23 protein-coding genes and 1 pseudogene are annotated in these 26,686 nt (G+C 72.3%); 22 read left to right on the top strand and 2 right to left on the bottom strand.

What is annotated here, in order from left to right:
• Window positions 1-262 precede the first annotated feature (262 nt).
• The 5 genes from AB0P06_RS14305 to rodA all read left to right on the top strand — a co-directional run bounded on the left by AB0P06_RS14305 (window position 263) and on the right by rodA (window position 6,474).
• Window positions 263-1,288, top strand: a complete 1,026-nt coding sequence (locus tag AB0P06_RS14305) for a rod shape-determining protein (RefSeq protein ID WP_030256393.1) — start codon at window positions 263-265, stop codon at window positions 1,286-1,288.
• Between the two features lie 98 nt (window positions 1,289-1,386).
• Window positions 1,387-2,328: a rod shape-determining protein MreC gene (gene mreC / locus AB0P06_RS14300; RefSeq protein ID WP_363607550.1), complete on the top strand. Its 942-nt coding sequence runs from the start codon at window positions 1,387-1,389 to the stop codon at window positions 2,326-2,328.
• A gap of 3 nt (window positions 2,329-2,331) precedes the next feature.
• Window positions 2,332-2,973, top strand: a complete 642-nt coding sequence (mreD, locus tag AB0P06_RS14295) for a rod shape-determining protein MreD (RefSeq protein ID WP_363607549.1) — start codon at window positions 2,332-2,334, stop codon at window positions 2,971-2,973.
• Window positions 2,974-3,022: 49 nt separating this feature from the next.
• Window positions 3,023-5,278, top strand: coding sequence for a penicillin-binding protein 2 (mrdA, locus tag AB0P06_RS14290; protein ID WP_363607548.1), 2,256 nt, complete (start codon window positions 3,023-3,025; stop codon window positions 5,276-5,278).
• Window positions 5,275-6,474, top strand: coding sequence for a rod shape-determining protein RodA (gene rodA, locus AB0P06_RS14285; protein WP_363607547.1), 1,200 nt, complete (start codon window positions 5,275-5,277; stop codon window positions 6,472-6,474). The genes mrdA and rodA overlap by 4 nt, the downstream gene beginning before the upstream one ends.
• 122 nt (window positions 6,475-6,596) lie before the next feature.
• On the opposite strand, the gene AB0P06_RS14280 is transcribed toward rodA, so the two are convergent.
• On the bottom strand, window positions 6,597-7,907 hold the full coding sequence (locus tag AB0P06_RS14280; RefSeq protein ID WP_363607546.1) for a M14 family zinc carboxypeptidase: 1,311 nt from the start codon (window positions 7,905-7,907) through the stop codon (window positions 6,597-6,599).
• Between the two features lie 419 nt (window positions 7,908-8,326).
• On the opposite strand from AB0P06_RS14280, the gene AB0P06_RS14275 reads away from it, so the two are divergent.
• From AB0P06_RS14275 to AB0P06_RS14215, 13 genes are all read left to right on the top strand, one after another.
• The gene (locus AB0P06_RS14275; protein ID WP_363607545.1) at window positions 8,327-10,252 is read left to right on the top strand and encodes a TIGR03960 family B12-binding radical SAM protein; all 1,926 of its coding nucleotides are present in this window, start codon (window positions 8,327-8,329) and stop codon (window positions 10,250-10,252) included.
• Between the two features lie 151 nt (window positions 10,253-10,403).
• A complete protein-coding gene (locus tag AB0P06_RS14270; protein ID WP_363607544.1) occupies window positions 10,404-10,622 on the top strand; it encodes a type II toxin-antitoxin system VapB family antitoxin in 219 nt (72 codons plus the stop codon).
• Complete coding sequence (locus AB0P06_RS14265; protein WP_363607543.1) at window positions 10,623-11,048, top strand: PIN domain nuclease; 426 nt, start codon at window positions 10,623-10,625, stop codon at window positions 11,046-11,048.
• A gap of 173 nt (window positions 11,049-11,221) precedes the next feature.
• Window positions 11,222-12,022, top strand: coding sequence for a TIGR03936 family radical SAM-associated protein (locus AB0P06_RS14260; RefSeq protein ID WP_363607542.1), 801 nt, complete (start codon window positions 11,222-11,224; stop codon window positions 12,020-12,022).
• Between the two features lie 397 nt (window positions 12,023-12,419).
• The gene (locus AB0P06_RS14255; protein WP_363607541.1) at window positions 12,420-16,022 is read left to right on the top strand and encodes an Rne/Rng family ribonuclease; all 3,603 of its coding nucleotides are present in this window, start codon (window positions 12,420-12,422) and stop codon (window positions 16,020-16,022) included.
• Between the two features lie 223 nt (window positions 16,023-16,245).
• Window positions 16,246-16,563: a 50S ribosomal protein L21 gene (rplU, locus tag AB0P06_RS14250; RefSeq protein ID WP_030058249.1), complete on the top strand. Its 318-nt coding sequence runs from the start codon at window positions 16,246-16,248 to the stop codon at window positions 16,561-16,563.
• A 12-nt stretch (window positions 16,564-16,575) separates the two neighbouring features.
• Window positions 16,576-16,833 carry a 50S ribosomal protein L27 gene (rpmA, locus tag AB0P06_RS14245; protein ID WP_209416555.1) on the top strand — a complete coding sequence of 86 codons (258 nt, stop codon included), beginning with the start codon at window positions 16,576-16,578 and terminating at the stop codon, window positions 16,831-16,833.
• Between the two features lie 106 nt (window positions 16,834-16,939).
• Window positions 16,940-18,418 (top strand): GTPase ObgE, encoded by a 1,479-nt coding sequence (obgE, locus tag AB0P06_RS14240; RefSeq protein ID WP_363607540.1) that lies wholly within the window; start codon window positions 16,940-16,942, stop codon window positions 18,416-18,418.
• 263 nt (window positions 18,419-18,681) lie between these two features.
• Window positions 18,682-19,818 carry a glutamate 5-kinase gene (gene proB / locus AB0P06_RS14235; RefSeq protein ID WP_363607539.1) on the top strand — a complete coding sequence of 379 codons (1,137 nt, stop codon included), beginning with the start codon at window positions 18,682-18,684 and terminating at the stop codon, window positions 19,816-19,818.
• 132 nt (window positions 19,819-19,950) lie between these two features.
• Window positions 19,951-20,478: a hypothetical protein gene (locus tag AB0P06_RS14230; RefSeq protein WP_363607538.1), complete on the top strand. Its 528-nt coding sequence runs from the start codon at window positions 19,951-19,953 to the stop codon at window positions 20,476-20,478.
• A 77-nt stretch (window positions 20,479-20,555) separates the two neighbouring features.
• Window positions 20,556-21,878, top strand: coding sequence for a glutamate-5-semialdehyde dehydrogenase (locus AB0P06_RS14225; protein ID WP_363607537.1), 1,323 nt, complete (start codon window positions 20,556-20,558; stop codon window positions 21,876-21,878).
• A gap of 89 nt (window positions 21,879-21,967) precedes the next feature.
• A complete protein-coding gene (locus tag AB0P06_RS14220; RefSeq protein ID WP_363607536.1) occupies window positions 21,968-22,552 on the top strand; it encodes a hypothetical protein in 585 nt (194 codons plus the stop codon).
• 134 nt (window positions 22,553-22,686) lie between these two features.
• Window positions 22,687-23,748, top strand: a complete 1,062-nt coding sequence (locus AB0P06_RS14215) for a hypothetical protein (protein ID WP_363607535.1) — start codon at window positions 22,687-22,689, stop codon at window positions 23,746-23,748.
• 71 nt (window positions 23,749-23,819) lie between these two features.
• Here AB0P06_RS14215 and AB0P06_RS14210 read toward each other — a convergent pair whose 3' ends face one another.
• Window positions 23,820-24,884 carry a M48 family metallopeptidase gene (locus AB0P06_RS14210; RefSeq protein WP_363607534.1) on the bottom strand — a complete coding sequence of 355 codons (1,065 nt, stop codon included), beginning with the start codon at window positions 24,882-24,884 and terminating at the stop codon, window positions 23,820-23,822.
• A 246-nt stretch (window positions 24,885-25,130) separates the two neighbouring features.
• Here AB0P06_RS14210 and AB0P06_RS14205 point away from each other — a divergent pair, with 246 nt between their 5' ends.
• From AB0P06_RS14205 to AB0P06_RS14190, 4 genes and pseudogenes are all read left to right on the top strand, one after another.
• A complete protein-coding gene (locus tag AB0P06_RS14205) occupies window positions 25,131-25,277 on the top strand; it encodes a hypothetical protein (RefSeq protein ID WP_363607533.1) in 147 nt (48 codons plus the stop codon).
• A 150-nt stretch (window positions 25,278-25,427) separates the two neighbouring features.
• Complete coding sequence (locus AB0P06_RS14200; RefSeq protein ID WP_363607532.1) at window positions 25,428-25,586, top strand: hypothetical protein; 159 nt, start codon at window positions 25,428-25,430, stop codon at window positions 25,584-25,586.
• Between the two features lie 134 nt (window positions 25,587-25,720).
• On the top strand, window positions 25,721-26,353 hold the full coding sequence (gene nadD / locus AB0P06_RS14195) for a nicotinate-nucleotide adenylyltransferase (protein WP_363607531.1): 633 nt from the start codon (window positions 25,721-25,723) through the stop codon (window positions 26,351-26,353).
• A 45-nt stretch (window positions 26,354-26,398) separates the two neighbouring features.
• Window positions 26,399-26,686 (top strand): annotated as a pseudogene (locus AB0P06_RS14190) (hypothetical protein); the annotation flags it as partial.

The following is a 26,686-nucleotide window of genomic DNA, read 5'->3' as shown; positions in this document are numbered from 1 at the left end:
CCGGCCGGGGCATTCTTATCGTGAAATAGGGAACTAGGGGTGCCGACACGGCGTCCCAATGCCCGGAGAAGCGATCACGCTCCGGACAATGGACGGTACGCCCCACGTCGACGTCCGTACGGGCAGGCGTGACTACGATGGACGCGACTCAAGGGCTTGGTACGGCTGCCGAGCCGGTCTCCGCCCTGGGCACGCGCTTTCGTCCACCCCCCCCGCAATGACTCCGAGCCCGGGAAGGCACCTACACCCCATGGCCAACAACCTGTCGTTCATCGGCCGCGACTTGGCGATCGACCTCGGAACTGCCAACACGCTGGTGTACGTCAGGGGCAAGGGGATCGTCCTCAACGAGCCGTCCGTCGTCGCGGTCAACACCAACACCGGTGGGATCCTGGCGGTCGGGGCCGAGGCGAAGAAGATGATCGGCCGGACGCCGGGCAACATCGTCGCCATCCGCCCGCTGAAGGACGGCGTGATCGCCGACTTCGAGATCACCGAGCGGATGCTCCGCTACTTCATCCTCAAGATCCACCGCCGCCGCTACCTGGCCCGCCCGCGGGTCGTGGTCTGCGTGCCCTCCGGTATCACCGGGGTCGAGCGCCGCGCCGTGATCGAGGCCTCCTCGCAGGCCGGCGCGCGCCAGGTGCACATCATCGAGGAGCCGATGGCCGCCGCGATCGGCGCCGGGCTGCCCGTCCACGAGGCCACCGGCAACATGGTGGTCGACATCGGCGGCGGCACCACCGAGGTCGCCGTGATCTCACTCGGCGGCATCGTCACCGCGCAGTCCATCCGGGTCGCCGGCGACGAGCTGGACAACGCCATCGTCCAGCACATCAAGAAGGAGTACTCGCTGCTCCTGGGCGAGCGCAGCGCCGAGCAGATCAAGATGAGCATCGGCTCCGCCTTCGGGCTGGAGGGCGAGAAGGACGAGCACGCCGAGATCCGCGGCCGCGACCTGGTCAGCGGCCTGCCCAAGACCGTCGTCATCTCGGCCGCCGAGGTCCGTGAGGCCATCGACGAGCCGGTCAACTCCATCATCGACGCGGTCAAGACCACCCTCGACCAGTGCCCGCCCGAGCTGGCCGGCGACGTCATGGACCGGGGCATCGTGCTCACCGGCGGCGGCGCCCTGCTGCGCGGTCTCGACGAGCGGCTGCGCCGCGAGACCGGCATGCCGATCCACATCGCGGAGAACCCGCTGGACTCGGTGGCCCTCGGCTCCGGCAAGTGCGTCGAGGAGTTCGAGGCGCTTCAGCAGGTGCTGGACGCCCAGCCGCGTCGTTAGCAGTACCGAGAAAAACCTGTCAGTCAACTGAACGGCCCCCGCCCGGGCCCCACAGCCAGGGGTGGGGGGCCAAGGTACGAAGGGGCAGTACCAGCACCGTGAGGGATACACGAGAGAGCCGGCTGCTGCTCATCCTGCTGGTGGCCGTCGCCTTCGCGCTGATCACCGTCGACATCAAGGGCGGTGAGAGCTCTCCGCTCGGCGGCGCCCGGCGCACCGCCGCCGCCGTCCTCGGCCCCGTCGAGCGCGCCGCCGCCACCGTGGTCGACCCGGTGGCCGACACCGTCCGCGCGTTCCGCGACACCGCCACCCACAGCGGCCGCGCCGACCAGCTCGCGCGCGAGAACACCGAGCTGCGCCAGAAGCTCGCCTCCTCCGACATGGCGGCAGGCCGCACCAAGCAGCTCGACGACCTGCTGCGCACCGCGGGCTCCGGCGGCTACACGGTCAAGGCCGCCCAGGTGATCGCGATCGGTCCGGCCCAGGGCTTCTCCTGGACCATCACCATCGACGCCGGCAGCGACGACGGGCTCAGCCGGGACATGACGGTGATCAACGGTCAGGGGCTGGTCGGCCGGATCACCACCGTGGCGCCGACCACGTCCACCGTGCTGCTGGCCTCCGATCCCGGCTTCAGCGCCGGTACCCGGCTGGAGGGCACCGGCGAGATCGGGTTCGCCTCGGGGCAGGGCACCGGCCCGATGAAGGTCTCCCTGCTCAACGGCAAGGCCCAGGTCAAGGAGGGGGACCGGCTGGTCTCCTTCGGCTCGCAGAGCGGCCGCCCGTTCGTGCCCGGCGTCCCGGTCGGCAAGGTGGTCGAGGTCGAGGCGAACCCGGGCCAGCTGACCAAGACCATCCTGGTCGAGCCCTTCGTCCAGTTCACCCGGCTCGACCTGGTCGGCGTGGTGGTCGTGGCGCCGCGCACCGACCCTCGCGACGCCGTCCTGCCGCCCGTGCCGGCCGCCGCCCAGGGGCAGGCCCCGGCCCCCGCGGCCCCCGGCGCCGCCGTCCCGCCCGCCAAGACCACTGGGGGGAACTGAGCCATGCGCCTCGCCCGCATCCCCGTCTCCGCCGTCCTGATCCTGCTCGGCCTGATCCTCCAGGTCAGCGTCTTCGGTCGGCTCCAACTCCCCGGCGCCACACCGGACATACTGCTGCTCGTGGTGGTCGGCCTGGCCATGGTGTACGGGCCCACCGGCGGTTGTCTGGTCGGGTTCGCCGCCGGGCTGCTGGCCGACCTCGCGCCGCCGTCCGACCACGCGATCGGCCGCTACGCGCTGGTGCTCTGCCTGATGGGCTACGCCGCCGGACTGCTCCGCCAGGACCACGGCCGCCAGCGCTCGGTCTCCGGCGCGCTGCTGGTGGTGGCCGCCGCGGCGGTCGCCTCCACCCTGCTGTACGCGATGGTCGGCGCCCTGGTCGGCGACACCGCCGCCCGCCATGTCGGCCTGGGCGGACTGGTCTTCAGCGCCCTGCTGTACGACCTGCTGCTGGCGCCGTTCGTGGTACCGGTGGTGATGCTGATCGGGCGCCGCTTCGGGCGCGACCCGGTGGCCGCCGCCAGCGGTGACGACGAGGGCGGTCCGGGGATGGGCTCGCTGGCCCGCTACCGCACCACCCGTGAGACCTCGAAGGGCCCGTCGTACCGGAAGCGGCGCTCGCTCGGCTTCGCCAAGCGCCCGTAGCCCGCCCGACCATGACCCCCGGAACCCCGCACCCTGGAGCGCACGAGACGTGAGCAACATCCCCGAGACCGGCCGTACCCGGCGGGTGACGATCCGTCTGGTGGTGCTGCAGATCCTGGTGCTGTCGCTGCTCGCCACCCTCGGCGGACGGCTCTGGTACCTGCAGATCCGCAACGCCAGCGTCTACACCGCCAAGGCGACCGGCAACCACATCCGCGAGGTGGTCGAGCCGGCCGTGCGCGGCGAGATCCTGGACGCCTCGGGCCGCATCCTGGCCGGCAACGAGACCCGGCTGGTGGTCTCGGTCAGCCGGACGTCGCTGATGCAGCAGAAGGACAGCGGCAAGGCGGTGCTCAGCCGGCTGGCCGAGGTGCTCGGCATGCCGGCGAAGGACGTCCAGGAGAAGGTCCGGCTCTGTGATGCCAAGACGCCGCAGCCCTGCTGGAACGGTTCGCCCTACCAGCCGATCCCGGTCACCAAGGACGCGACCACCCAGCAGGCGATGCAGATAATGGAGCGCCGCGAGGACTTCCCCGGGGTCACCGCGCAGCCCACCGCCCTGCGCCACTACACCGGCGTCGAGGGCGCCAACATGGCCCAGGTACTCGGCTACCTCTCGCCGGTGACGGACGACGAGGTCGGCAAGACCGCCGACAAGACCGGTCTGGACCGCTACCTGCCGGCCGACCAGATCGGCCGGGCCGGGCTGGAGTCGGTGTACGACCGCGACCTGCGCGGCACCGCCGGGATCACCAAGCTGGAGGTGGACAACCTCGGCCGGGTGATCGGCACCGCCGGCACGGAGGCACCGCAGACCGGCAACAACCTGGTCACCAGCATCGACGCCCGGGTGCAGAAGGTCGTCGAGGACAACCTGGTGCAGGCGATGGCCGACGCCCGGAAGACCTTCGACAAGGTGACCAACCGCAACTACGAGGCCGACTCCGGCGCCGCCGTCGTGATGGACGTGCACACCGGGCGGATCGTGGCGATGGCCAGCGCCCCGACGTACGACCCCAACCTCTGGGTCGGCGGCATCAGCGGCAAGGACTACCAGTCGCTGACCAGCAAGGATTCCAACTTCCCGCTGCTGAACCGGGCCATACAGGGTCAGTCGGCCCCCGGTTCGACCTTCAAGGTGATCTCCACCACCGCCGCCGTGCAGGCCGGTTACCCACTGGACGGGACGTACCCGTGCCCGAAGAGCATGGCCATCGGCGGCCGTGAGTTCAAGAACTTCGAGAGCGAGAGCTTCGGCTCGATCTCCCTGGAGAAGGCCCTCGAGGTCTCCTGCGACACGGTCTTCTACGGTCTGGCGTACGACCAGTGGACGAAGGACGGCGGCATCAAGCCGAAGAAGGACCCGGCGGACTGGTTCTACAAGACCGCCCACGAGTTCGGCCTCGGCGCGAAGACCGGCATCGACCTGCCCAGTGAGGTCACCGGCCGGGTGCCCGACCGGCAGTGGAAGCAGTCCTTCTACGACAACAACAAGGACGCCTGGTGCAAGCAGGCGGAGAAGGGCGGCAACAGCTTCTCCGACCAGATCGCCCGGGAGAACTGCGTCGACGGCTACCAGATGCGTGCCGGTGACTCGGTCAACTTCGCGATCGGCCAGGGCGACACCCTCGTCACCCCGATCCAGATGGCCCGGATCTACGCGGCGCTGGCCAACGGCGGCACCTTCTACCGGCCCACCGTCGCCAAGGCGGTGATGAGCCCGAGCGGGGACCTCGTCCGTGAGATCGCCCCGCACGAGGACGGCAAGCTGCCCGGCGACCAGAAGCTGCTGAGCTACATCGACCAGGCCACCGCGGGCGTCGTCAACAACGGCACCGCCGCCTGGAAGTTCACCGGCGCGGGCTGGCCGCAGGGCAAGATCGAGCTGCACGCAAAGACCGGCACCGCCGAGGTCGAGGGCAAGCAGACCACCTCCTGGCTGACCACGTACAGCGACGACTACGCGGTCGTGATGACGATAAGCCAGGGTGGCACCGGCTCCGGCGGTTCCGGTGACGCGATCCGCCGGATCTACCAGTCGCTGTACGGCGTGGACGACAAGGGCAACATCGACAACGGCAAGGCGCTGCTGCCCAAGCCGCAGGCCGAGCTGCCGAAGTTCAACCCGGACGGCACCGCGATCATCAAGCCGGCCGCGTTCACGGCGGACGGCGACCCGGGTGTCACCGGCGGCTCGCCGCGGGTCTTCCTGGACCCGGCGCAGCCGACCGGCCCGCTGACCGTCTTCACCGCGGCGGACGCCGCGCTCGAACCCACCCGGGGCACAGGAAGGAGCCGGGCGTGACCTTCTACGGTTCGTACCGTCAGCTGCGGCTCGCCCCGCAGCGCAGCGGGGTGTCGAAGGCCCTCGCCAAGGACTCGCCGATCTGGCGGCTGGACTGGATACTGCTGCTGGCCGCGCTGACCCTCTCGGCGGGCAGTTCGCTGCTGATCTGGTCGGCCACCCGGGGGCGGGACTCGCTCACCCACGGCGACCCGCAGTACTTCCTGTACCGGCACCTGACCAACCTGCTGGTCGGGCTGGCGCTGTGCGCGGTGGTGATAGGGATAGGGAGCCGGCGCTTCCGGACCTTGGTGCCGTTCCTGTACGTCGGCGTGATCCTGATGCTGCTGGCGACGCTCAGCCCGCTGGGGTCGACCATCAACGGCGCGCACTCCTGGATCCAGTTCGGCGGCGGCTTCTCGATCCAGCCCGCCGAGTTCGCCAAGCTGTCGATCGTGCTGGCGATGGCGGTGGTGCTGTCGGACCAGGTGGACGCGGGGGAGCGGGAGTTCCCCTCGCACCGGGCGGTGTTCCGCGGGCTGGTCTGGGCGACCGTGCCGATGGCGGTCGTGATGCTGATGCCGGACGCCGGCTCGGTGATGGTGATGGCCGCCATCGTGCTGGGCATCCTGCTGGGCTCCGGGGCCGCCAACCGCTGGGTGTTCGGGCTGCTGCTGGCGGGCGCGGGCGGCTGTGTGGCGATCTGGAAGCTCGGGGTGCTGAGCAAGTACCAGATCGACCGCTTCGCCGCCTTCGCGAACCCGGCGCTGGACCCGTCCGGGGTCGGCTACAACACCGCGCAGGCCCGCATCGCGATCGGTTCGGGCGGGCTGACCGGCAAGGGCCTGTTCCACGGGACGCAGACCACCGGCCAGTTCGTGCCGGAGCAGCAGACCGACTTCGTCTTCACGGTGGCCGGTGAGGAACTGGGCTTCCTCGGGGCGCTGGCGATCATCCTGCTGCTCGGCGTGGTGCTCTGGCGGGCCTGCCGGATCGCGCGGCACGCCACCGACCTGTACGGCACCATCGTGGCGGCCGGGGTGGTGGCCTGGTTCTCCTTCCAGGCGTTCGAGAACATAGGGATGTGCCTGGGCATCATGCCGGTGGCGGGCATCCCGCTGCCGTTCGTCTCCTACGGCGGGTCGTCGATGTTCGCGGTCTGGGTGGCGATCGGGCTGTTGCAGGCGGTGCAGAGCCAGCGGCCGATAGCGGCCTGAGCGGTTGCGGGATGTGCCGGCGGGGCCGGTCCGGGATCTCCGGGCCGGCCCCGCCGGTTTTCCGTGCGCGGTGCCGCTGTCTCGTCCGGGGTGACCGTCAACTCGCCTGCTGAGTCTGGTCGTTAGGGGGTGGCCGGGCAGGGGTGCAGGCAGTCGGCGGCGGCCAGGACGGCGCGGGTCTGGTGGGCGGTCTGGGTCTCCACCGGGACCCAGCGGGCACCGAAGCGGTGGCGCAGCTGGTCCAGGCTCTCGGCGACGATCCCGTGTGCGCGTTCGCGGGCCGCGTCCGCGGCCGGGCCGCCGGTGTCCGCCAGCAGCCGCAGCAGCATCGACGCCACCCGCACCGGGATGCGGGCCGCGACGATCCCGGCGGTGGCCACCCGGGAGACCGAGAGGGGCTGCTCGCACCACCGGGCCAGCCACTCGTCGGCCAGCGGCGGGCAGACCTCCAGGTTGAACTCGGTGGTGCGCACCAGTGGACCGTAGGCGGCCCGGGCGTGCGGCGGGACGTGGGCGAGCAGTGCGGTCAGCTCCTCGGCGCGCTCCCGCAGCGTCCGGGCGGCGGCGCCCACGGCCCGGCGGGCGGCCGGGTGCGGGCGGGCGTCGCCGACCGCGTCGACGGCCCACATCGGCACCTCCAGTACGGCCGTCACCCCGCCGTGCCGCCCGGCGTACGACCAGGTGGAGAGCTCGGGTTCGTCGGGCAGTGCCCGGGAGAGGCCGGCGCCGCCGGGCGCGGGCATCAGATACGTCCCGGGGGCGGGACTGGCCCAGCCGACGGCGTCGTAGGCGTCGACGTCCAGCGGGATGCCGCCGTGCGCCACCGAGCGGGTGAACCGTTCGGACAGGCCGGGGACGGGCCGGGTCAGCTGGACGAACGCGCCGCCGAAGTCCACACCGTGCAGGGAGCATTGGAGGAACGGGCGGAGTTCGTCGAGCAGGCCGGTCAGGGCCAGGCTCTCCGGCATCGGCGCCCGGTCGGTGTCGGCGGGCGGCAGCAGCTCGGGCTGCTCCTCGAACGCGGGCCGGAAGAAGTGCTCGTAGTGGCGGCGCATGGTGAGCGGCCCGTCCAGCCAGCCGGAGTTGAGGGCGGCGCCGTCCGGGTCCAGGCAGAGCAGGATGTGCCAGGAGACGCCCGGTTTGGCCGGCCGGTCCAGCAGTTGCCCGGCCAGCCGCAGTGCGCTGGCGACGCCCACCGGCTCGTTGGGGTGCGGGCCGCCGACCACCAGGACGGCCCGTGGGCCGTCGTCCACGGAGAGCAGCGTCAGCGGCCGCCCGGCCCGGGACCGGCCGGCCTCGCGCAGCCGGCAGCGGTCGGGGTGCCGCCGGGCCAGCCGGTGGGCCGCCGCGTCCACCTCCGCCACCCCGGGGTACCGGTCCACGGGCCCGTGCGGGTGGCCGGTGTGGCGTACCCGCCGGCCGGTGTCGGTCATGGCTCTCCTTGCGTCGGGCGCCCGGCGGGTGGCGCGTCACCGCTGTGCGCGGCCGGTGACCGTCCGGCGTGGCGGTGGCGCGGCCGGTCGCCGCAACTCCCTTGTCGGGACGGGACGCAGAGCTTCCGGATTGGAGCCTTGCCAGTACCGCACGCGGCTTCCGGGCATGTCAACAGCCGATGGCCCGGGGACATCGGGCGGTGGTCGGGCCCCGGGGCGGGGCCGGGGCGCCGGGAGTGCGGCCCCGCCGGACCGCTCCCCGGCCGTGCCCGGACCGCTCCCGGGTGGCCGGACGCGGACGTCGGAAGGCTCCGGGATTCGGCTACCCTTGAGGGTCACCCCTCCCAAAACAGTCGCCCACCACCCGACCGGGATCAGATGCGCGCGACACCTTTCAACGTCGTAAGGGTTCCTAGTACATGACTGTCGAATCGGTCTTCCCACGCCTGGAGGCCCTCCTCCCGCACGTCCAGAAGCCGATCCAGTACGTCGGCGGCGAGCTCAACTCGACCGTCAAGGACTGGGACGCCTGCGACGTCCGTTGGGCGCTGATGTACCCCGACGCCTACGAGGTGGGCCTGCCCAACCAGGGCGTCATGATCCTCTACGAGGTGCTCAACGAGCGCGAGGGCGTGCTGGCCGAGCGGACGTACAGCGTCTGGCCGGACCTGGAGGCGCTGATGCGCGAGCACGACGTCCCGCAGTTCACGGTGGACGCCCACCGGCCGGTGCGGGCCTTCGACGTGTTCGGGCTCTCCTTCTCCACCGAGCTCGGCTACACCAACATGCTGGCCGCGCTCGACCTCGCGGGCATCCCGCTGAACGCCGCGGACCGCACCGACGAGGACCCGATCGTGCTGGCCGGCGGCCACGCCGCGTTCAACCCCGAGCCGATCGCGGACTTCATCGACTGCGCGGTGGTCGGCGACGGCGAGCAGGCCGTCCTCGACATCACCGGGATCATCCGCGGCTGGAAGGCCGAGGGCCGCCCGGGCGGGCGCGACGAGCTGCTGCTGCGCCTGGCGCGCACCGGCGGGGTGTACGTGCCCAGGTTCTACGACGTGGAGTACCTGGCCGACGGCCGGATCGGCCGCGTGGTGCCGAACGCCCCGGGCGTGCCGTGGCGGGTCTCCAAGCACACCGTGATGGACCTCGACGAGTGGCCCTACCCCAAGCAGCCGCTCGTCCCGCTCGCCGAGACCGTGCACGAGCGGATGTCCGTCGAGATCTTCCGCGGCTGCACCCGCGGCTGCCGTTTCTGCCAGGCCGGCATGATCACGCGCCCCGTGCGGGAGCGAAGCATCACCGGCATCGGGGAGATGGTCGAGCGCGGGCTGAAGGCCACCGGCTTCGAGGAGGTCGGTCTGCTGTCGCTGTCCAGCGCCGACCACACCGAGATCGGTGACCTGGCCAAGGGCCTGGCGGACCGCTACACCGAGGACAAGATCGGCCTCTCGCTGCCGTCCACCCGGGTGGACGCCTTCAACATCGACCTCGCCAACGAGCTGACCCGCAACGGCCGCCGCTCGGGTCTCACCTTCGCCCCGGAGGGCGGCAGTGAGCGCATCCGCAAGGTGATCAACAAGATGGTGTCGGAGGAGGACCTGATCCGCACCGTCGCCACCGCGTACGGCAACGGCTGGCGTCAGGTGAAGCTGTACTTCATGTGCGGCCTGCCCACCGAGACCGACGAGGACGTGCTCCAGATCGGCGAGATGGCGAAGAACGTCATCCAGAAGGGCCGCGAGGTCACCGGGCAGAACGACATCCGCTGCACCGTCTCCATCGGCGGGTTCGTGCCCAAGCCGCACACCCCGTTCCAGTGGGCCCCGCAGCTGTCCGCCGAGGCCACCGACGCCCGCCTGGCCAAGCTGCGCGACTCCATCCGCGGCGACCGCAAGTACGGCAAGAACATCGGCTACCGCTACCACGACGGCAAGCCCGGCATCGTCGAGGGCCTGCTCTCCCGCGGCGACCGCCGCATCGGCGCCGTGATCCGGGCCGTCTACGACGACGGCGGCCGCTTCGACGGGTGGCGTGAGCACTTCTCGTACGACCGCTGGATGGCCTCCGCCGAGAAGGGCCTGGCCGGTACCGGTGTCGACGTGGACTGGTACACCACCCGCGAGCGCACCTACGAGGAGGTGCTGCCCTGGGACCACCTGGACAGCGGCCTCGACAAGGACTGGCTCTGGGAGGACTGGCAGGACGCCCTCGAAGAGGTCGAGGTCGACGACTGCCGCTGGACCCCGTGCTTCGACTGCGGCGTCTGCCCGCAGATGCAGACGGAGATCCAGATCGGCCCCACCGGCAAGAAGCTGCTGCCGCTGACCGTGGTCAAGTAGAGCCTGACTTTCCTCGATCCCCGGCCGGACACCTCCGGCCGGGGATCGGTCGTTTCCGGACATCACTCGATTTGATGTTGGTATATATGAATCGCGGCCACGAGTATAGAATCTACGCAAATCAATGGGTGGATGAAGGGTGGTGTACCGTATGGCCAAAACCATGATCGACGTCGATGAAGAGGCGCTGGCCCTGGCGGCCCAGGCGCTGGGAACCAAGACGAAGAAGGACACGGTCAACGCCGCACTGGCGGAGGTGGGCCTCCGGGCGCGGCGCCGACGGGCCCGGGAACGCATGCGCGAGCTGGCGGCCGACGGTGTGTTCGACGCGGTGCTGGAACCGGGGTTCAAGGAAGAGGTATGGCGCTGAATGAGCGGTGCGGAGCAGTTCCTGATCGACACATCGGCCCACGTCCGGATCGTCAGGCCGGACCTGGACGAGGTGTGGGGCGAGGTGATCGACCAGGGGCGGGTCGGGCTCTGTGAGCCGACCGAAGCGGAACTGTGCTACTCGGCGAGATCCAAGGGACATTTCGCCGACCTCAAGGCGGCGTTGGCCGACATGTACGTCTGGCGTCCGGTGCCGGACGGCGCCTGGCGGACGCTGCTCGCGATCCAGGAACGGCTCGTCGAGGCCGGTCAGCACCCCTCGGCCGGGATCGCCGACCTGCTGGTCGCCGTCACCGCGATGCACCACGGCCTGACCGTGCTGCACTACGACCGGGACTTCGAGACCATCGCCAGGCACACCGACCTCCGGGCTCAGTGGCTGGCCGAGCCCGGTTCGCTCGACTGACAGCCACCGGCTCTGAGCAGGGGCGGAGCGAGGGGGGTGCGGGGGCGCGTACCCTTTGAGGTGACAGAGTCCGGACAGTGGCGGGAAAGCGCCACGTCGGACGGGGACAACTGACTAAGGACTGAGCGACCCTGGCACGCCGTACGCCCGACGGTCCTCCGCCCGCGCCGACGGTGCAGCGGATCCGTCTCCGCTACACCAAGCGCGGCCGGCTCCGCTTCACCAGCCACCGCGACTTCCAGCGCGCCTTCGAGCGCGCACTGCGCCGGTCGGCCGTGCCGATGGCCTATTCGGCCGGCTTCACTCCGCACCCCAAGGTCTCCTACGCCAACGCCGCCCCGACCGGGGTGGCGAGTGAGGCGGAGTACCTGGAGATCGGCCTCGCCGCCGTCCGCGACCCGGAGGAGCTGCGTGCGCAGCTCGACGAGTCGCTGCCGAACGGCCTGGACATCACCGACGCGGTCGAGGTCAGGACACCGAACTTCGTGGAGCGCCTGGAGGCCTCCGAGTGGCAGGTCCGGCTGGACGGTGTCACCCCGGAGGAGGCGGCCCGCGCGGCCGCCGTTTTCCTGGCCGAGGAGCGGGTCGAGGTCGAACGTCTCACCAAGAACGGCGTGCGGGTCTTTGACGCGCGCGGTGCGGTGGCGGCGCTCGAGGTCGCCTCGCCGCAGGTGGACGACGGTGCGGACACGGAGGGCGAAAGGGTCCACGATGTTCGGACCGGCCGTCCCTGTGCGATACTGCGCCTGGTAGTACGACACGCCACACCCGCCGTACGACCCGACGACGTATTGTCCGGTCTCCGTGCGACGGCCGACCTGGCGCCGCCGGTCCCCGCAGAGGTGACCAGGCTGGCGCAGGGGCCGTTCGACGAGGAGACCGGCACGGTGACCGACCCGCTGGCGCTCGACCGCGCCGCGGCCCCGGCCGGCCCTGTGATGGCCGGCGAGCCGCGCGCAACCGCGTCCGCCTAGCGGGCGGAGGCCGGGTCCAGTGCCTCACTGGACCCGTTGGCCCTCCAGGCCCCCGCGGCTCCCCAGGGGAGCGAGCGTCGTCGAAGCACAGGCCGGCCTCTTGTGGCCCGCCGACCCCGATGGTCGGTGGGCCCGAGGACCCCGTCCGGGAGCCACCCGGGGTTGGGGAACGGCACAGCTTGGGAAAACCTCAGAAGACTGGTCAGACCAGAAGACTTTCGACACCCCGCCGAGTGCGGGGCGCCGAGCGAGACTACGAGCCCCTGTGCGGCCTCGCGTCCGCACGGCGGCACCGAGAAAAGGTCCGGCCCGAGCATCCGTCGCGATGCCGGCCGGCCACCGGTGCCCTGCCGTGCCTGGATACGGAGCCCGGGGGCCTGACGGGAGATCCACCCGCATGCTCGACAACACCGATTCGCAGCAGAACGCTGCACCGGACCAGAACGAATCCGCCGTCGCCGCAGGCGAGGGCGCGACCGCCGCGCCGCCGCGCCGCCGTCGCCGTGCGGTGTCCCGCCCGGCGGGCACCCCGCAGGGGGCTGCCACCGAGGCCGCCGAGACGGTGATCCCGGCCGAGGCCGAGATGCCGGCCGCCGCCGCGCCGGTGGAGGAGCCGGTGGCGGAGAAGCCGGTCCGGGCCCGCCGGGCGCGCAAGCGTGCCGAGGCTCCGGCCGGGGCGCCGGAGGCCACCCCGATCGTCGTCACCGAGCCGGAGGCCGTCGCGGCCGAGGCTCCCGCTGCCGCCGCACCGGTGGCGGAGGAGCCGGTGGCGGAGAAGCCGGTCCGGGCCCGCCGGACCCGCAAGCGTGCCGAGGCCCCCGCCGGGGAGCCCGCCGCCGCCGAGAAGCCGAGCGAGGCGCCGGTCGCCGAGGTGCCCGTCGAGGCTCCCGCCACCGAGACGCCCGCCGAGGAGACCCCGGCCGCCCCGGCCCGCCGACCCCGCCGCCGCCGTGTGGTGGAGGCCGCGCCGGTGGTCGAGGCCCCGGTCGAGGAGCCCGCCGCCGAGGAGGAGGCCCGGGAGCCGCAGGCCGAGCCGGTGGCCGCCGAGGCCCCCGTCCAGGCCGCCCCCGCCGAGCAGCCCGCCCCCGCCCCGGTGGCCGAGGCCGAGCCGGTCCACCGGGTGCGCCGCCGGGCGGTCCGTCCGTCCACCGCGATCTTCCAGGCCCCGGTCTTCCAGGAGCCGGCCCCCTACGAGGCCCCGCAGACGGCTGCTCCGGCGGCTGTCGAGGCCGAGGCCAAGGCCGAGCCCAGGATCGAGGCCAAGGCCGAGCCCAAGTCCAGGGCCAGGGCCAAGGCGCAGGCCCCGGTGCAGGCTCCGGCGGCGGTGTCCGAGGAGGACGAGTACGAGTACAGCGGCGTCGGCCGCCGCCGTCGCACCCGCACCCAGGTCCGGGTGCAGGCCCCGGTCCGCCAGAAGCCCGCCGCCGCCCAGAAGCAGGCCGCGGCTCAGAAGCCGGCCGTCGTCGAGGAGGCCCCGGCCCCGGTCGAGGTGCCCGTCGTCGAGACGCCCGTGGTCGAGGCCCCCGTGGCCGGCCCGGAGGTCGAGGACGAGTGGGAGGACGGCCGTCCGTCCCGCCGTCGCCGCCGGGGCGGCCGTCGTCGCCGCCGCGGTGAGGCCGAGGAGTTCGAGGCCGAGGAGACCGAGCAGCCCGCGGAGGAGCCGGCCGTCGAGGACGAGGAGGGTGAGGACGAGGACGATCTGGCCTCCGGCCTGGCCTCGTCCCGTCGCCGTCGCCGCCGTCGCCGCCGCAGCGGTGAGGCCGGTGCCACCGAGAGCGCCGAGACCACCGAGGACGGCGTCCGCACGGTGGTGAAGGTGCGCGAGCCGCGCCGCCGCTCCACCGAGCCGTCGTTCGACCCGGACGAGGTGCAGTCCATCAAGGGCTCCACCCGCCTGGAGGCCAAGAAGCAGCGCCGCCGCGAGGGCCGCGAGCTGGGCCGTCGCCGGGTGCCGATCATCACCGAGGCCGAGTTCCTGGCCCGCCGCGAGTCGGTCGAGCGCGTCATGGTGGTGCGCCAGAACGGCCAGCGCACCCAGATCGGCGTTCTTGAGGACGGCGTGCTGGTCGAGCACTACGTCAACAAGGAGCAGGCCACCTCGTACGTCGGCAACGTCTACCTGGGCAAGGTCCAGAACGTGCTGCCGTCGATGGAGGCCGCCTTCGTCGACATCGGCAAGGGCCGCAACGCGGTGCTGTACGCCGGTGAGGTCAACTTCGGTTCGCTGGGCGGCCACGGCGGCCCGCGCCGGATCGAGTCGGTGCTGAAGTCCGGCCAGTCCGTCCTGGTGCAGGTCTCCAAGGACCCGATCGGTCACAAGGGCGCCCGTCTGACCAGCCAGATCTCGCTGCCCGGCCGCTACCTGGTGTACGTGCCCGAGGGCTCGATGACCGGCATCTCGCGCAAGCTGCCCGAGAACGAGCGCGCCCGTCTGAAGCAGATCCTCAAGAAGATCGTCCCGGACGACGCGGGCGTGATCGTGCGCACCGCCGCCGAGGGTGCCTCCGAGGACGAGCTGACCCGTGACGTCCAGCGCCTCCAGCAGCAGTGGGAGGAGATCCAGAAGAAGGCCGCGACCGGCAACGCCCCGGCGCTGCTGTACGGCGAGCCGGACATGACCGTCCGGGTCGTGCGCGACATCTTCAACGAGGACTTCACCAAGGTCATCGTCTCCGGCAACGAGGCGTGGAACACGATCCACGACTACGTCTCCAACGTGGCGCCGGACCTCGCCGAGCGGCTCCAGCGGTGGACCTCCGAGGTGGACGTGTTCGCCACCTACCGGATCGACGAGCAGCTGATGAAGGCGCTGGACCGCAAGGTCTGGCTGCCCAGCGGCGGTTCGCTGGTGATCGACCGCACCGAGGCGATGGTCGTCATCGACGTCAACACGGGCAAGTTCGTCGGCCAGGGCGGCAACCTGGAGGAGACGGTCACCCGGAACAACATCGAGGCGGCCGAGGAGATCGTGCGCCAGCTGCGGCTGCGCGACCTCGGCGGCATCATCGTGATCGACTTCATCGACATGGTGCTGGAGTCCAACCGCGACCTGGTGCTGCGCCGTCTGCTGGAGTGCCTGGGCCGGGACCGGACCAAGCACCAGGTGGCCGAGGTCACGTCGCTGGGCCTGGTGCAGATGACCCGCAAGCGGGTCGGCCAGGGCCTGCTGGAGTCGTTCTCCGAGCCGTGCGTGCACTGCAACGGGCGCGGCGTGATCGTGCACATGGAGCAGCCGAGCGTCCACATGGGCGGTGGCGGCCAGGCCGTCGCGGCCGGTGAGGCGGGCTCGGGCGCGGGCAAGCGCCGGCGCCGGGGCAAGGGCGGAGCGGCCCAGGAGGAGCCGCAGGCCGTCGAGGTGGCCCAGCCGGACGAGCACGTCCACGAGGAGGTCGAGGGGCAGCTCGCGATCGAGGAGCTGGAGGTCGTCGAGACCTCCGCTCCGGCCGGGCCGGTCGTGGTCGAGGAGGCCGTGGTCGTGGAGACCGCCGCCGAGCCGGCCCAGCCGAGCCTGGTCGAGATCCCGGCCGCCGCCGCGGCTCCCGCCGGCCGTACCCGTCGCCGTGCGGTGCGCAAGGCGACGGCGCCGGCCGGTGCGCCCGCCGAGGCCGAGATCGTGGTGCTGCAGGCCCGGGCCGACGCGGCGCTGGAGGCGGCCCTCAAGGCCGCCGCCCCGGCCGCCGAGGAGCCGGCCCCGGTCGAGCCGGTCGCGGCCGAGGAGGCCGTGGTCGTGGAGACCGTGGCCGAGCCCGCTGCGCCTGTCGAGACCCCGGAGGCGGCCGAGGCCGTCGCCGAGGAGCCGGCCGTGACCGAGGAGCCCGCCGAGGAGGCGCCGGCCCCGAAGAAGCGGGCCGCGCGCAAGACCGCCGCGAAGAAGACCGCTGCCAAGAAGACCACGGCAGCGGCGGCCAAGAAGACCACCGCCCGCAAGACCGCGACCAAGCGGACCAGCGCGGCGGCCAAGAAGGCCGCGGCCGCCGAGGGTGATTCGGCAGCCGAGTAGTGCCCGGTGCCCGGGGGCGGACGACCGTCCGCCCCCGGGCCCTGTACGGTCCGGTTTGCCCCTGCGGCGCCCGGTCCGTATTCTTGACCACTGGCGTGTCTACGCCATGCTCCCGAGCACATCACCTCCTGAGACCTTCGTGAGAAGGCCCGGGGAGGCCCCTGTGTCCGTACCCAGGTGGCTGGCATCGAGAGTTCCGACCGAGTAGGAAAGTAGGTACCGCATGTACGCGATCGTTCGCGCAGGCGGCCGCCAGCACAAGGTCGCCGTCGGCGACGTGCTGGAGATCGACCGTATTGAGGCCAAGCCGGGTGACTCGGTCGAGCTCTCGACCATCCTGATCGTCGACGGTGACGCTGTCACCTCCGACCCCTGGGTCCTCGCTGGCGTGAAGGCTCACGCCGAGGTGGTCGACCAGACCAAGGGCGACAAGATCGTCATCCTGCGCTACAAGAACAAGACCGGTTACCGTCGCCGCCAGGGTCACCGCCAGCAGCACACCGCTGTGCGGATCACGAGCATCGACTCCGTCAGCAAGTAAGGGGATAGCGAGATGGCACACAAGAAGGGCGCAAGCTCTACCCGTAACGGCCGTGACTCGAACGCCCAGCGCCTCGGCGTGAAGCGCTTCGGCGGCCAGGTTGTCTCCGCCGGCGAGATCCTCGTCCGCCAGCGCGGCACCCACTTCCACCCGGGTGCGGGCGTCGGTCGCGGTGGCGACGACACCCTGTTCGCGCTGACCGCCGGTGCCGTGCAGTTCGGCACCCGCCGCGGCCGCAAGGTCGTCAACATCGTGGCCACCGAGGCCTGAGTCTCACCAGACTCACAGTGAAGGGTGGGCCGGAATGTTCCGGTCCACCCTTCATGCTTTAGAGCAGGTAAAGACCGTTTGTCGTACACGTACTGGAGGCACACCCATGACCACCTTCGTGGACCGCGTCGAGCTTCACGTCGCCGCGGGTAACGGGGGCCACGGCTGCGCCTCCGTGCACCGAGAGAAGTTCAAGCCGCTCGGCGGGCCGGACGGTGGCAACGGCGGTGAGGGCGGCAGCATCATCCTCATCGTGGACGCGCAGGTCACCACCCTGCTCGAGTACCACCACTCGCCCAAGCGCAAGGCCACCAACGGCAAGCCCGGCGCGGGCGGCAACCGCACCGGAGCCGACGGCCACGACCTGGTGCTGCCGGTGCCGGACGGCACCGTGGTGCTGGACCGGGAGGGCAACGTCCTCGCCGACCTGGTCGGCCACGGCACCAGCTTCGTCGCCGCCGCGGGCGGCCGCGGCGGCCTGGGCAACGCGGCGCTGGCCTCGGCCCGCCGCAAGGCGCCCGGCTTCGCGCTGCTCGGCGAGCCCGGCGAGGCCCGTGACATCGTCATGGAGCTCAAGTCCGTCGCCGACGTCGCCCTGGTGGGGTACCCGAGCGCGGGCAAGTCCTCGCTGATCTCGGTGCTTTCGGCCGCCAAGCCGAAGATCGCGGACTACCCGTTCACGACCCTGATCCCCAACCTGGGCGTGGTCACCGCAGGCGAGACCGTCTACACCGTCGCCGACGTGCCCGGTCTGATCCCCGGCGCCAGCCAGGGCCGCGGCCTCGGCCTGGAGTTCCTGCGGCACGTCGAGCGCTGTTCGGTGCTGGTGCACGTGCTGGACTGCGCCACGCTGGAGCCCGGCCGTGACCCGCTGACCGACCTGGAGACCATCGAGTCCGAGCTGGCCCAGTACGGCGGTCTGGACGACCGGCCGCGCCTGGTCGCGCTCAACAAGATCGACGTGCCGGACGGCCAGGACATCGCCGACCTCACCCGCGAGTCTTTGGAGGCGCGCGGCTACCGCGTCTTCGAGGTGTCCGCCGCCTCCCGCAAGGGCCTGCGCGAACTGAGCTTCGCGATGGCGCAGATCGTCGCCGAGGCCCGGGCCGCCAAGCCGGTGGAGGAGTCCACCCGGATCGTGCTGCGGCCCGCCGCCGTGGACGACGCGGGCTTCACCATCACCGAGGAGGACGGCGCCTACCGCATCCGCGGCGGCAAGCCGGAGCGCTGGGTCCGCCAGACCGACTTCTCCAACGACGAGGCCGTCGGCTACCTCGCCGACCGGCTCGCCCGCCTCGGTGTCGAGGAGAAGCTGTGGAAGGTCGGCGCCCAGGAGGGCGACACCGTCATCATCGGCCCGGACGAGAACGCCGTCGTCTTCGACTGGGAGCCGACCATGGCCGCCGGTGCCGAGATGCTCGGCCGCCGCGGTGAGGACCACCGCTTCGAGAGCCCGCGTCCGGCCGTCGACCGCCGCCGTGACAAGCAGAAGGGCAAGGACGCGGCCGAGGCCGAGTTCCTCGCCTTCGAGGCGCTCTCCAGCGGCCGCCAGGCCGCCATCGAGGGCGACGACGAGGACAGCTGAGCCGGCGGTTCGACGCGGCCCCCGCCACCCGCAAGGGAGGCGGGGGCCGCGCCGCGTTCGGTCTGGTGAAACGTCACTTCGCCGGGACGGCACGGAACTTGGCCGGGCAGGCCGGTCCGCCGCGGGCCGGGCGGTCGCCGGGCGGCCCGTCCAGCGGGTGACATGACCTGCGGGCGGGGTGCGCCGGTCGCGTAGATTGCGGGGGTAACGGCCGGGCCCGGGGCCCGTCGTACCCGCACCACACCGGAAGGGCGTACAGCGAGATGAGCGAGGACTCACTGCGGGACGAGGTGCTGACCGCGCGGCGGATCGTCGTGAAGGTCGGTTCCTCCTCACTCACCACCGCCGCCGGCGGCCTGGACGCCGACCGGGTCGACGCCCTGGTGGACGCGCTGGCCAAGGTGCGCACCCGGGCGGAGGCGCCCGAGGTGGTCCTGGTCTCCTCCGGCGCCATCGCGGCGGGCCTCGCCCCGCTCGGCCTGGACGGGCGGCCCAAGGACCTCGCCCGCCAGCAGGCCGCCGCCAGCGTCGGGCAGGGCCTGCTGGTCGCCCGCTACACCGCCTCCTTCGCGCGGTACGGCATCCGGGTCGGCCAGGTGCTGCTGACCGCCGAGGACGCCAGCCGCCGGGCCCACTACCGCAACGCCTACCGGACGCTCGACCAGCTGCTGGCGATGGGCGCGATGCCGATCGTCAACGAGAACGACACCGTCGCCACCGCCGAAATCAAGTTCGGTGACAACGACCGGCTGGCCGCGCTGGTCGCCCATCTGGTCCGGGCCGACCTGCTGGTGCTGCTCTCCGACGTGGACGGCCTCTACGACGGCGACCCGAGCCGCCCCGGCACCAGCCGGATCGCCCAGGTGGCCGGACCGCACGACCTGGACGGCATCCAGATCGGCAGCGCGGGCAAGGCCGGTGTCGGCACCGGCGGCATGGTCACCAAGGTCGAGGCGGCCCGGATCGCCACCGGCGCGGGCATCCCGGTGGTGCTCACCGCCGCCAGCCACGCCGCCGACGCGCTGGCCGGCCGGCCCACCGGCACGCTGTTCCTGCGCACCGGCAGCCGCTCCTCCGACCGGCTGCTCTGGCTGGCCCACGCGAGCAGCCCGCGCGGCGCCCTGCACCTGGACGAGGGCGCGGTCGCGGCGGTGGTCTCCGGTGGCGCCTCGCTGCTGCCGGCCGGGGTCACCAAGGTCGACGGGGAGTTCGCCGCGGGTGATCCGGTGGACCTTCTTGGTGAAAACGGCCACATCGTGGCGCGCGGACTGGTCAACTTTGATGCGAGGGAGTTGCCCCGCCTGCTCGGCCGGTCCACCCGAGACCTGGCCCAGGAGTTCGGCGCCGCGTACGAGCGTGAGGTCGTTCACCGCGACGACCTGGTCGTCCTGCGCGGCTGACCGGCCAGCGCGGGCGGCGGGCCACTCCGCACGGGGTTCACGCCCGGCCGCGGGCGGGGAGGCGCGCAGCCTTACGCGTCGGGCCGGGCCGGCGGGTACGACGACACGACATCGCCGAACAGGAGGCCGCCGGTGGAACGCAGGCGCGAGGCAGCGCTGACCGGAGGGACGGCGGGCCGGCGGCTGACCAGCATCGACGGCGGACGCGGTGGCGACGGCCCAGCCGGGCCGTCAGGTCCGCCGCCGCAGGGGCCCGGCGGGGTGCGCAGGCTGCGGCCGGACCGGCGGGACGCGGGCGACCCGCCCACGGTGCCCGAGCAGGCCCGGCTCTGGCACGTGGTGCTGAGCGTCGCCGGGCAGGTCACCCCGCTGTCGGAGCTGCGGGCCGGGCTGGAGCGGCTGGCGCACGACCACTCGTTCTTCCTGACCGCCCGCTACGCCGCCGACCACGCCGAGATCCGCTACTGGGAGCAGGCGCGGGACCTGCACGACGCGGCAGCGATCGCGCTGCGGCTGTGGGGCGAGCACAAGGTGACGGCGAGCCTGCCGGCGTGGGAGATCGTCGGCCTGGAGGTGGTCGACCGCGCGACGTACCACAAGCGGGTGGCCGAGGGCTTCGGCGATCCGCCCCCGCACCTGGGCGGGGTCCACCCGTACTGAGCCGCCCTGCCGCGGGCGCCGTCTCACCGGGCGAAATGCCCGCCGGACGCCGCCCGCGCAGTCGCTACCCTTGGCACATGACCAGCGACCTCGCCACTGCCGACAGCCCCGTCCTCGCCGTAGCGCGCCGAGCCCGGGAGGCCGCCGCCGCGCTCGCCCCGCTGCCGCGCCGGGCGAAGGACACCGCGCTGCTGGCGATCGCGGACGCCCTGGTGGCCCGCAGCGCCGAGATCACCGCCGCCAACGCCGAGGACGTCGCGCGGGCCCGCGCGGCCGGCACCGCCGAGTCGGTGGTCGACCGGCTGACCCTCGACCACGAGCGGATCGCCGCGATCGCCTCCGACGTCCGCGACGTGGCCGGGCTGCCCGATCCGGTCGGCGAGGTGGTGCGCGGCTACACCCTGCCCAACGGTCTGGACGTGCGCCAGGTCCGGGTGCCGCTCGGCGTCGTCGGCATCATCTACGAGGCCCGTCCCAACGTCACGGTGGACGCCGCCGCGCTCTGCCTGAAGTCCGGCAACGCCGTGCTGCTGCGCGGCTCGGCCTCCGCCTACCGCTCCAACACCGCGCTGATCACGGTGTTGCGCGACGCGGTCGAGGCGGCCGGGCTGCCCGCCGACGCGATCCAGCTCGTCCCCGGTGAGAGCCGGGACTCGGTGCGGGAGCTGATGCGCGCCCGCGGTCTGGTGGACGTGCTGATCCCGCGCGGCGGCGCCTCGTTGATCCGGACCGTGGTCGAGGGCTCGACCGTCCCGGTGATCGAGACCGGCACCGGCAACTGCCATGTCTACGTGGACGCCCGGACCGACCTCGCGATGGCCGTCGGCATCCTGCTGAACTCCAAGGCCCAGCGGGTCAGCGTCTGCAACTCGGCCGAGACGCTGCTGGTCCACCAGGACGTCGCGGACGCCTTCCTGCCGTTGGCGCTGGCCGCGCTCGCCGAGGCCGGGGTGACCGTGCACGGCGACGACGCGGTGCTCAAGGCCGCCGAGGGCACGGCGGTGACGGTGGTGCCGGCCACCGAGGAGGACTGGGGGACGGAATACCTCTCCTACGACCTGGCGGCCGCCGTGGTGCCCTCGCTGGACGCCGCCGTCGAGCACATCCGCCGCTGGTCCTCCGGCCACACCGAGGCGATCGTCACCACCTCGCAGGCGGCCGCCCGCCGCTTCACGCAACTGGTCGACGCGACCACGGTGGCCGTCAACGCGTCCACCCGGTTCACCGACGGCGGTGAGTTCGGCTTCGGTGCCGAGATCGGCATCTCCACCCAGAAGCTGCACGCCCGCGGCCCGATGGGCCTGCCCGAGCTGACCAGCACCAAGTACATCGTCACCGGTGACGGGCATGTCCGGGGCGAGGCGACGCAGACCGTGGGCGGGGCCGCCGACGCCGGCTGAGCGCGCCCGGGACGGCTCGCTTCACACGGGTGACGAACCAACTGGGAGGAGCCACAGACAAAACGGCCGCCCGGTAATACGCTGAATCCGTGGCTGACGATGTGGGGGGCTCGCCGTACCCCGACGGCGCCGACCACGGTGGTGCGGACGACGAGTTCGCCACCGTGGTCTTCGATGAGGCCTTCGTGCGGTCCGCCGCCGTGCACGAGCCGACGGCCAAGGAGCGGCAGCTCGCCGCCGCCGAGGCCCGGTTCGAGCCGGACACGGTGGGACCGGGCTGGGGCTATGACATTCCGGCCGGTGACGGGTTGCCGCTGGAGCTGCGCCCGCACCCGAGCGGGCTGGACGACGACCGCCTCTATCCCGACCCGTGGTCGGCGCCCGGCCGGGCGACCGGGCGCCGGTGGGGCCGGAGCGGCGTCTACGACCCGGTCCGGGCCGGGCGCGGGCGCTATGTCGCCCAGCAGCGCTGGCACCGGCCGGTGGCCTGGGTGCTCGCCGTGATCATGGGCGTGAGCCTGGTCGCGGTGGCCGTCGCGGCGGTCTACCAGGGCGTGGGCGGGGCCGACGGAGGACCGGCGCCCCGGCCCGAGTCCGGCAACAGCAGTGTGGGGGCCGATCCGGTGCCCTCGCCGGCCGAACCGTCGCTCGTGGTCACCGCTCCGGCGGGCTGAGCCGCTGATCCGGCGGAGCCGGGGGCCGGTGTGCCCGGGGCCGTACGGGGGCGCTCCGGGCGGTCACGGAGCGGCCCCGGGAATCTGTGGCAGGACTCTCGTGGCGGGGCCGGGGTGCGGCTTACCCTGGTGTTATGGGTGACCCGCGAGAGCCTCCGGAGGGTGCGCCCGACGGTGGTTCCGGAAATGAGGACGAGTACCGGTCCGTCGTCTTCGACGAATCCTTCGTCCGGGCTGCCCGGATCCAGGAGCTCTCCGCCCGGGAGCGGCTGGCCGGCTCCTTCGGCCGGGCCACCCGCCCGCGCGTACGGCTCGGCCCGCTGGGCACCGTGCCCCGGCAGGCGCTCGCCCTGCTGCTGCTCATCCTGGTGGCCTTCGCGGCCGCGGTGTACTTCGGCATCAGCTCGCCCGAACGGCAGTCGGCCCAGCCCTCGGGCAGTCAACTGACCACCAGTCTGGTGGCGTTGAGCCCGGCTTCGGCGGTCAGGCCGGTCGCCGACCCGGCCGGCCCCTTCGCCTCGTTGCCGCCCGGCTACAGCGACGGCGCGATCGGTCTCGGGACGCCCGCCGGAGCGGCCACCGAGCACTTCAGCAAGGCCGAGGTGACCAAGGCGCTCGACACCGTCCAGCGCTATCTGGTCGCCTCCTCGCTGGCGCCCGCGGCCCTGATCCAGGGGGCGACCGGCGATGTGCGGGCCTTCGTCACCCCGGGTGAGCAGGCCCAGTTCGATACGAGCGTGGCCCAGCCGGCCGACGACCGGCACCACGCGCTGACCGGCTGGCTGGTCCGCTTCGACCCCGGCCAGGTCGCGCTGGCCTCGGGCACCGTCAAGGTCGCGGGCGCGATGCGGATCGACGAGGCGGACAGCGGCACGCTGCAGATCGCCACCGACCACACCTTCGTCTACGCGCTGAAGCCGGCCGGCGCGTCGAGCGGCGCACCGGTCACCCTGGAGACCGTCCGGCGGCAGCTGACGTTCGACTTCGACCGGGTCGACCTGGCCGCCACCCAGCTGCGGCTGGTGGACTCGGTGCTCCAGGCCGGTCCGGCCCCGTGCACCGGCTCGATGGCCGGGTTCCTCCAGCCGGTGCTCGCCACGGCGGGCGGCACCTCGGTGCCCGCCCCGCCCGGGATCGACCCGGGCAACCACGCCCAGCCCGCCTGGCAGGTCTGCGGGGTGCTGGCGGGAGGCTGACCGCTCCCCGGGCCCGCCGACGGCCCCCGGCGGGGAGCCGGGAGCCGTCCGCCGGGGCGGTACCGGTGGGGTCAGTCGTCGTCGCGGGTCGGGCCGCCGGTGGATCCGTTGCCGCGCGAGGCGCCGGTGAAGGTGTCGCGGAGCTTGCCGCCGACGGTCGCGGCGCCGCCGGCGACATCGCGGATCAGGCCCATCAGCGGGTCCTTGCTCTCCTTCACCGAGGTGGTGTAGTGGTCGGCGGCGGCCCTCCACTGGTCGCCGACCGAGGTCTCCGGGTCCTCGCCGCGGCGCGGGTAGGCGCCCGCCAGGATCGAGCGGTACTCGTCGCTCTCCGACCACTTCTTCAGCTGGGCGACCCGTACCACCGCGAAGGGGTGGCTCTGCGGCAGCACCTGGAGCAGCTTCAGCACGCCGTCGCGCAGGTCGCCGGCCTTGTCGTACTCCGCGGCCTGCTCCAGGAAGGCGTCGACGTTCATCTCGGCGAGGTTGTGGCCACCGGCCAGCTTCATCAGGGCCCGCATGGACGCCTGGAGGTCCTGCCCGGCGAGCAGGCCGGCCCGGTCGCTGGAGAGCTCGGCCTTGCGGAACCACTCCTTGAGCGCGGTGACGATCGCCATGATCGCCAGGTTGCCGAGCGGCACCCAGGCGATCCGGGTGGCGATGTTGGTGAGGATCAGCAGCATCGTCCGGTAGACCGCGTGGCCGGACATCGCGTGACCGACCTCATGGCCGATGACCGAGCGCAGCTCCTCCTCGTCCAGCAGCTCGACCAGGCCGCTGGTGACCACGATGATCGGGGTGTCGATGCCGATGCAGTACGCGTTGACCGTCGGGTCCTGGGTGACGTAGAGGTCCGGGATCCGCTCCAGGTCGAGCACGTAGCCGGCGTCGCGCACCATGTTGTAGAGCTCGGGGAACTGGCGCTCGGACGTCTTCACGGCGGTGGCCAGGAACATCAGCCGGATCGAACGCTCGGAGACCAGACCGGCGAGCTTCCTGAGCACGTCGTCGAAGCCGGTCAGCTTGCGCAGCGCGACCAGGGCGGAGCGGTCCGCGGGGTGCTCCCAGGCCCGGGTGGAGATCTCCGGGAAGCGCTGGCGGCGCCGGCTCGGGGTCTTCTCGGTCGTATCGGTCATGGTGTGAGTACCTCCTGCTCGACGGCGGCCCCGGCCGCTGGCCGGCCCCCGCTGCTCTTCGTCTGCAACGACTGTCTGTGCAACGTCCGTGGTTGCGTACTCGTCCCCGCGGCCACCCTACGCGCGGTGCGGGCCGCGCCGCAGGGGGCGGTGGGCGGCGCGGATGTGAAGCCGGTCTACCCTGAATGTCCTGGATAGCCGAGACCAGACCTGGCCGCGGTACCGAGCAGTTCGAGGAGCCCGCAGATGTCCACCGACGCCCTTGTCAGCCTGGCCGGCCCGATCTCCACGGAGGACGGCCCGGGGCTGTTCCTGCGCATCATCGTGGTGGCCTCCTTCGTGGGCGTCGGACTGCTCGCCTGGATCCTGCTGCGGGCCGGCCGCAACAACTGAGCACACCCCCGCCGGGCACCCGGCTCACGCCTGATCAGACGCGGTGGGCCGCCGAGCGGTTGCCGTGTAACCACCCGTACGATGGCGGGTGGGGCCCTCACCGGCCCGACACCCTGGTCCGTCACCCGAGCCGAGAAGGTCCCGCCGACCATGAACACTGCCGCCGCACTTCCCGTTCTGAACCTGCTCGCCTCCGAGGGCGAGGGGGGCAACCGCGAGAGCCTCAACCCGTACCTGACGGGCGGCGCCGCGCTGTTCATCCTGCTGCTGCTGCTCTACGTCACCACCCGCTTCAACCGGGACCGCTGAGTCCCGCCGAGCCGTCCCGGTGGTGGCCAGGGGAGCGTCCGGTGTGAGTGCCGGCCGCTCCCTCGCGCGTGTCCGGGGCGGCCCCCACCCGGGCGTTCCCGCACCGTAACGCGTGTCGCGTAAGGTGTGGCGCCATGGGAGAGCAGGCCGGGAATCCCGGCGGACCGGTACCGGTGAAGAAGCGCCTCGGCGTCATGGGTGGCACCTTCGACCCGATCCACCACGGGCACCTGGTCGCCGCCAGTGAGGTGGCGAGCGCGTTCCACCTCGATGAGGTGATCTTCGTGCCGACCGGGCAGCCGTGGCAGAAGAGCGACCGCCATGTCACCCCGGCCGAGGACCGCTACCTGATGACGGTCATCGCCACCGCGGAGAACCCGCAGTTCTCGGTCAGCCGGATCGACATCGACCGCGAGGGTCCGACGTACACCGTCGACACCCTGCGCGACCTGCACGCACTGCACCCGGACGCCGACCTCTTCTTCATCACCGGTGCCGACGCGCTTGCCCAGATCCTCTCCTGGCGGGACTCCGACGAGCTTTTCTCGCTCGCGCACTTCATCGGCTGTACCCGCCCGGGGCACACTCTTTCGGACGCCGGGCTTCCGGTGGGCGGGGTCTCCCTGGTGGAGGTCCCGGCCCTGGCCATCTCCTCCACGGACTGCCGCAACCGGGTCGCCAAGGGCGAGCCGGTCTGGTACCTCGTCCCGGACGGCGTGGTCCGCTACATCGACAAGCGTGCGCTCTACGCGCCGCACCGGATCTGAATCCCGGAGGGGCGGGCGCATGAGCGAGCGGAGCGAGGTGGGCGCATGAGCGAGCGCACGGGCGGCCAGGACGACTGGTCCACCGGTCAGTACCAGCAGTACCAGCCCTACCAGGAGCAGGCCCCGCAGCAGCAACAGCCGCAGCAGTACGACCAGTACGGGCAGCCGGTGCCGTCGGCGTACCCGCAGCAGGGCGGGTACGGCTACCAGGAGCAGCAGCAGTACCAGCCGTACGAGCAGCAGGCCCCGCAGCAGCAACAGCCGCAGCAGTACGACCAGTACGGGCAGCCGGTGCCGTCGGCGTACCCGCAGCAGGGCGGGTACGGCTACCAG

Source organism: Kitasatospora sp. NPDC088351, assembly GCF_040685575.1.
GTDB lineage: Bacteria > Actinomycetota > Actinomycetes > Streptomycetales > Streptomycetaceae > Kitasatospora.
The sequence above is the reverse complement of the archived record's forward strand: the minus strand, read 5'-3'. Positions and strand labels throughout refer to the sequence as shown.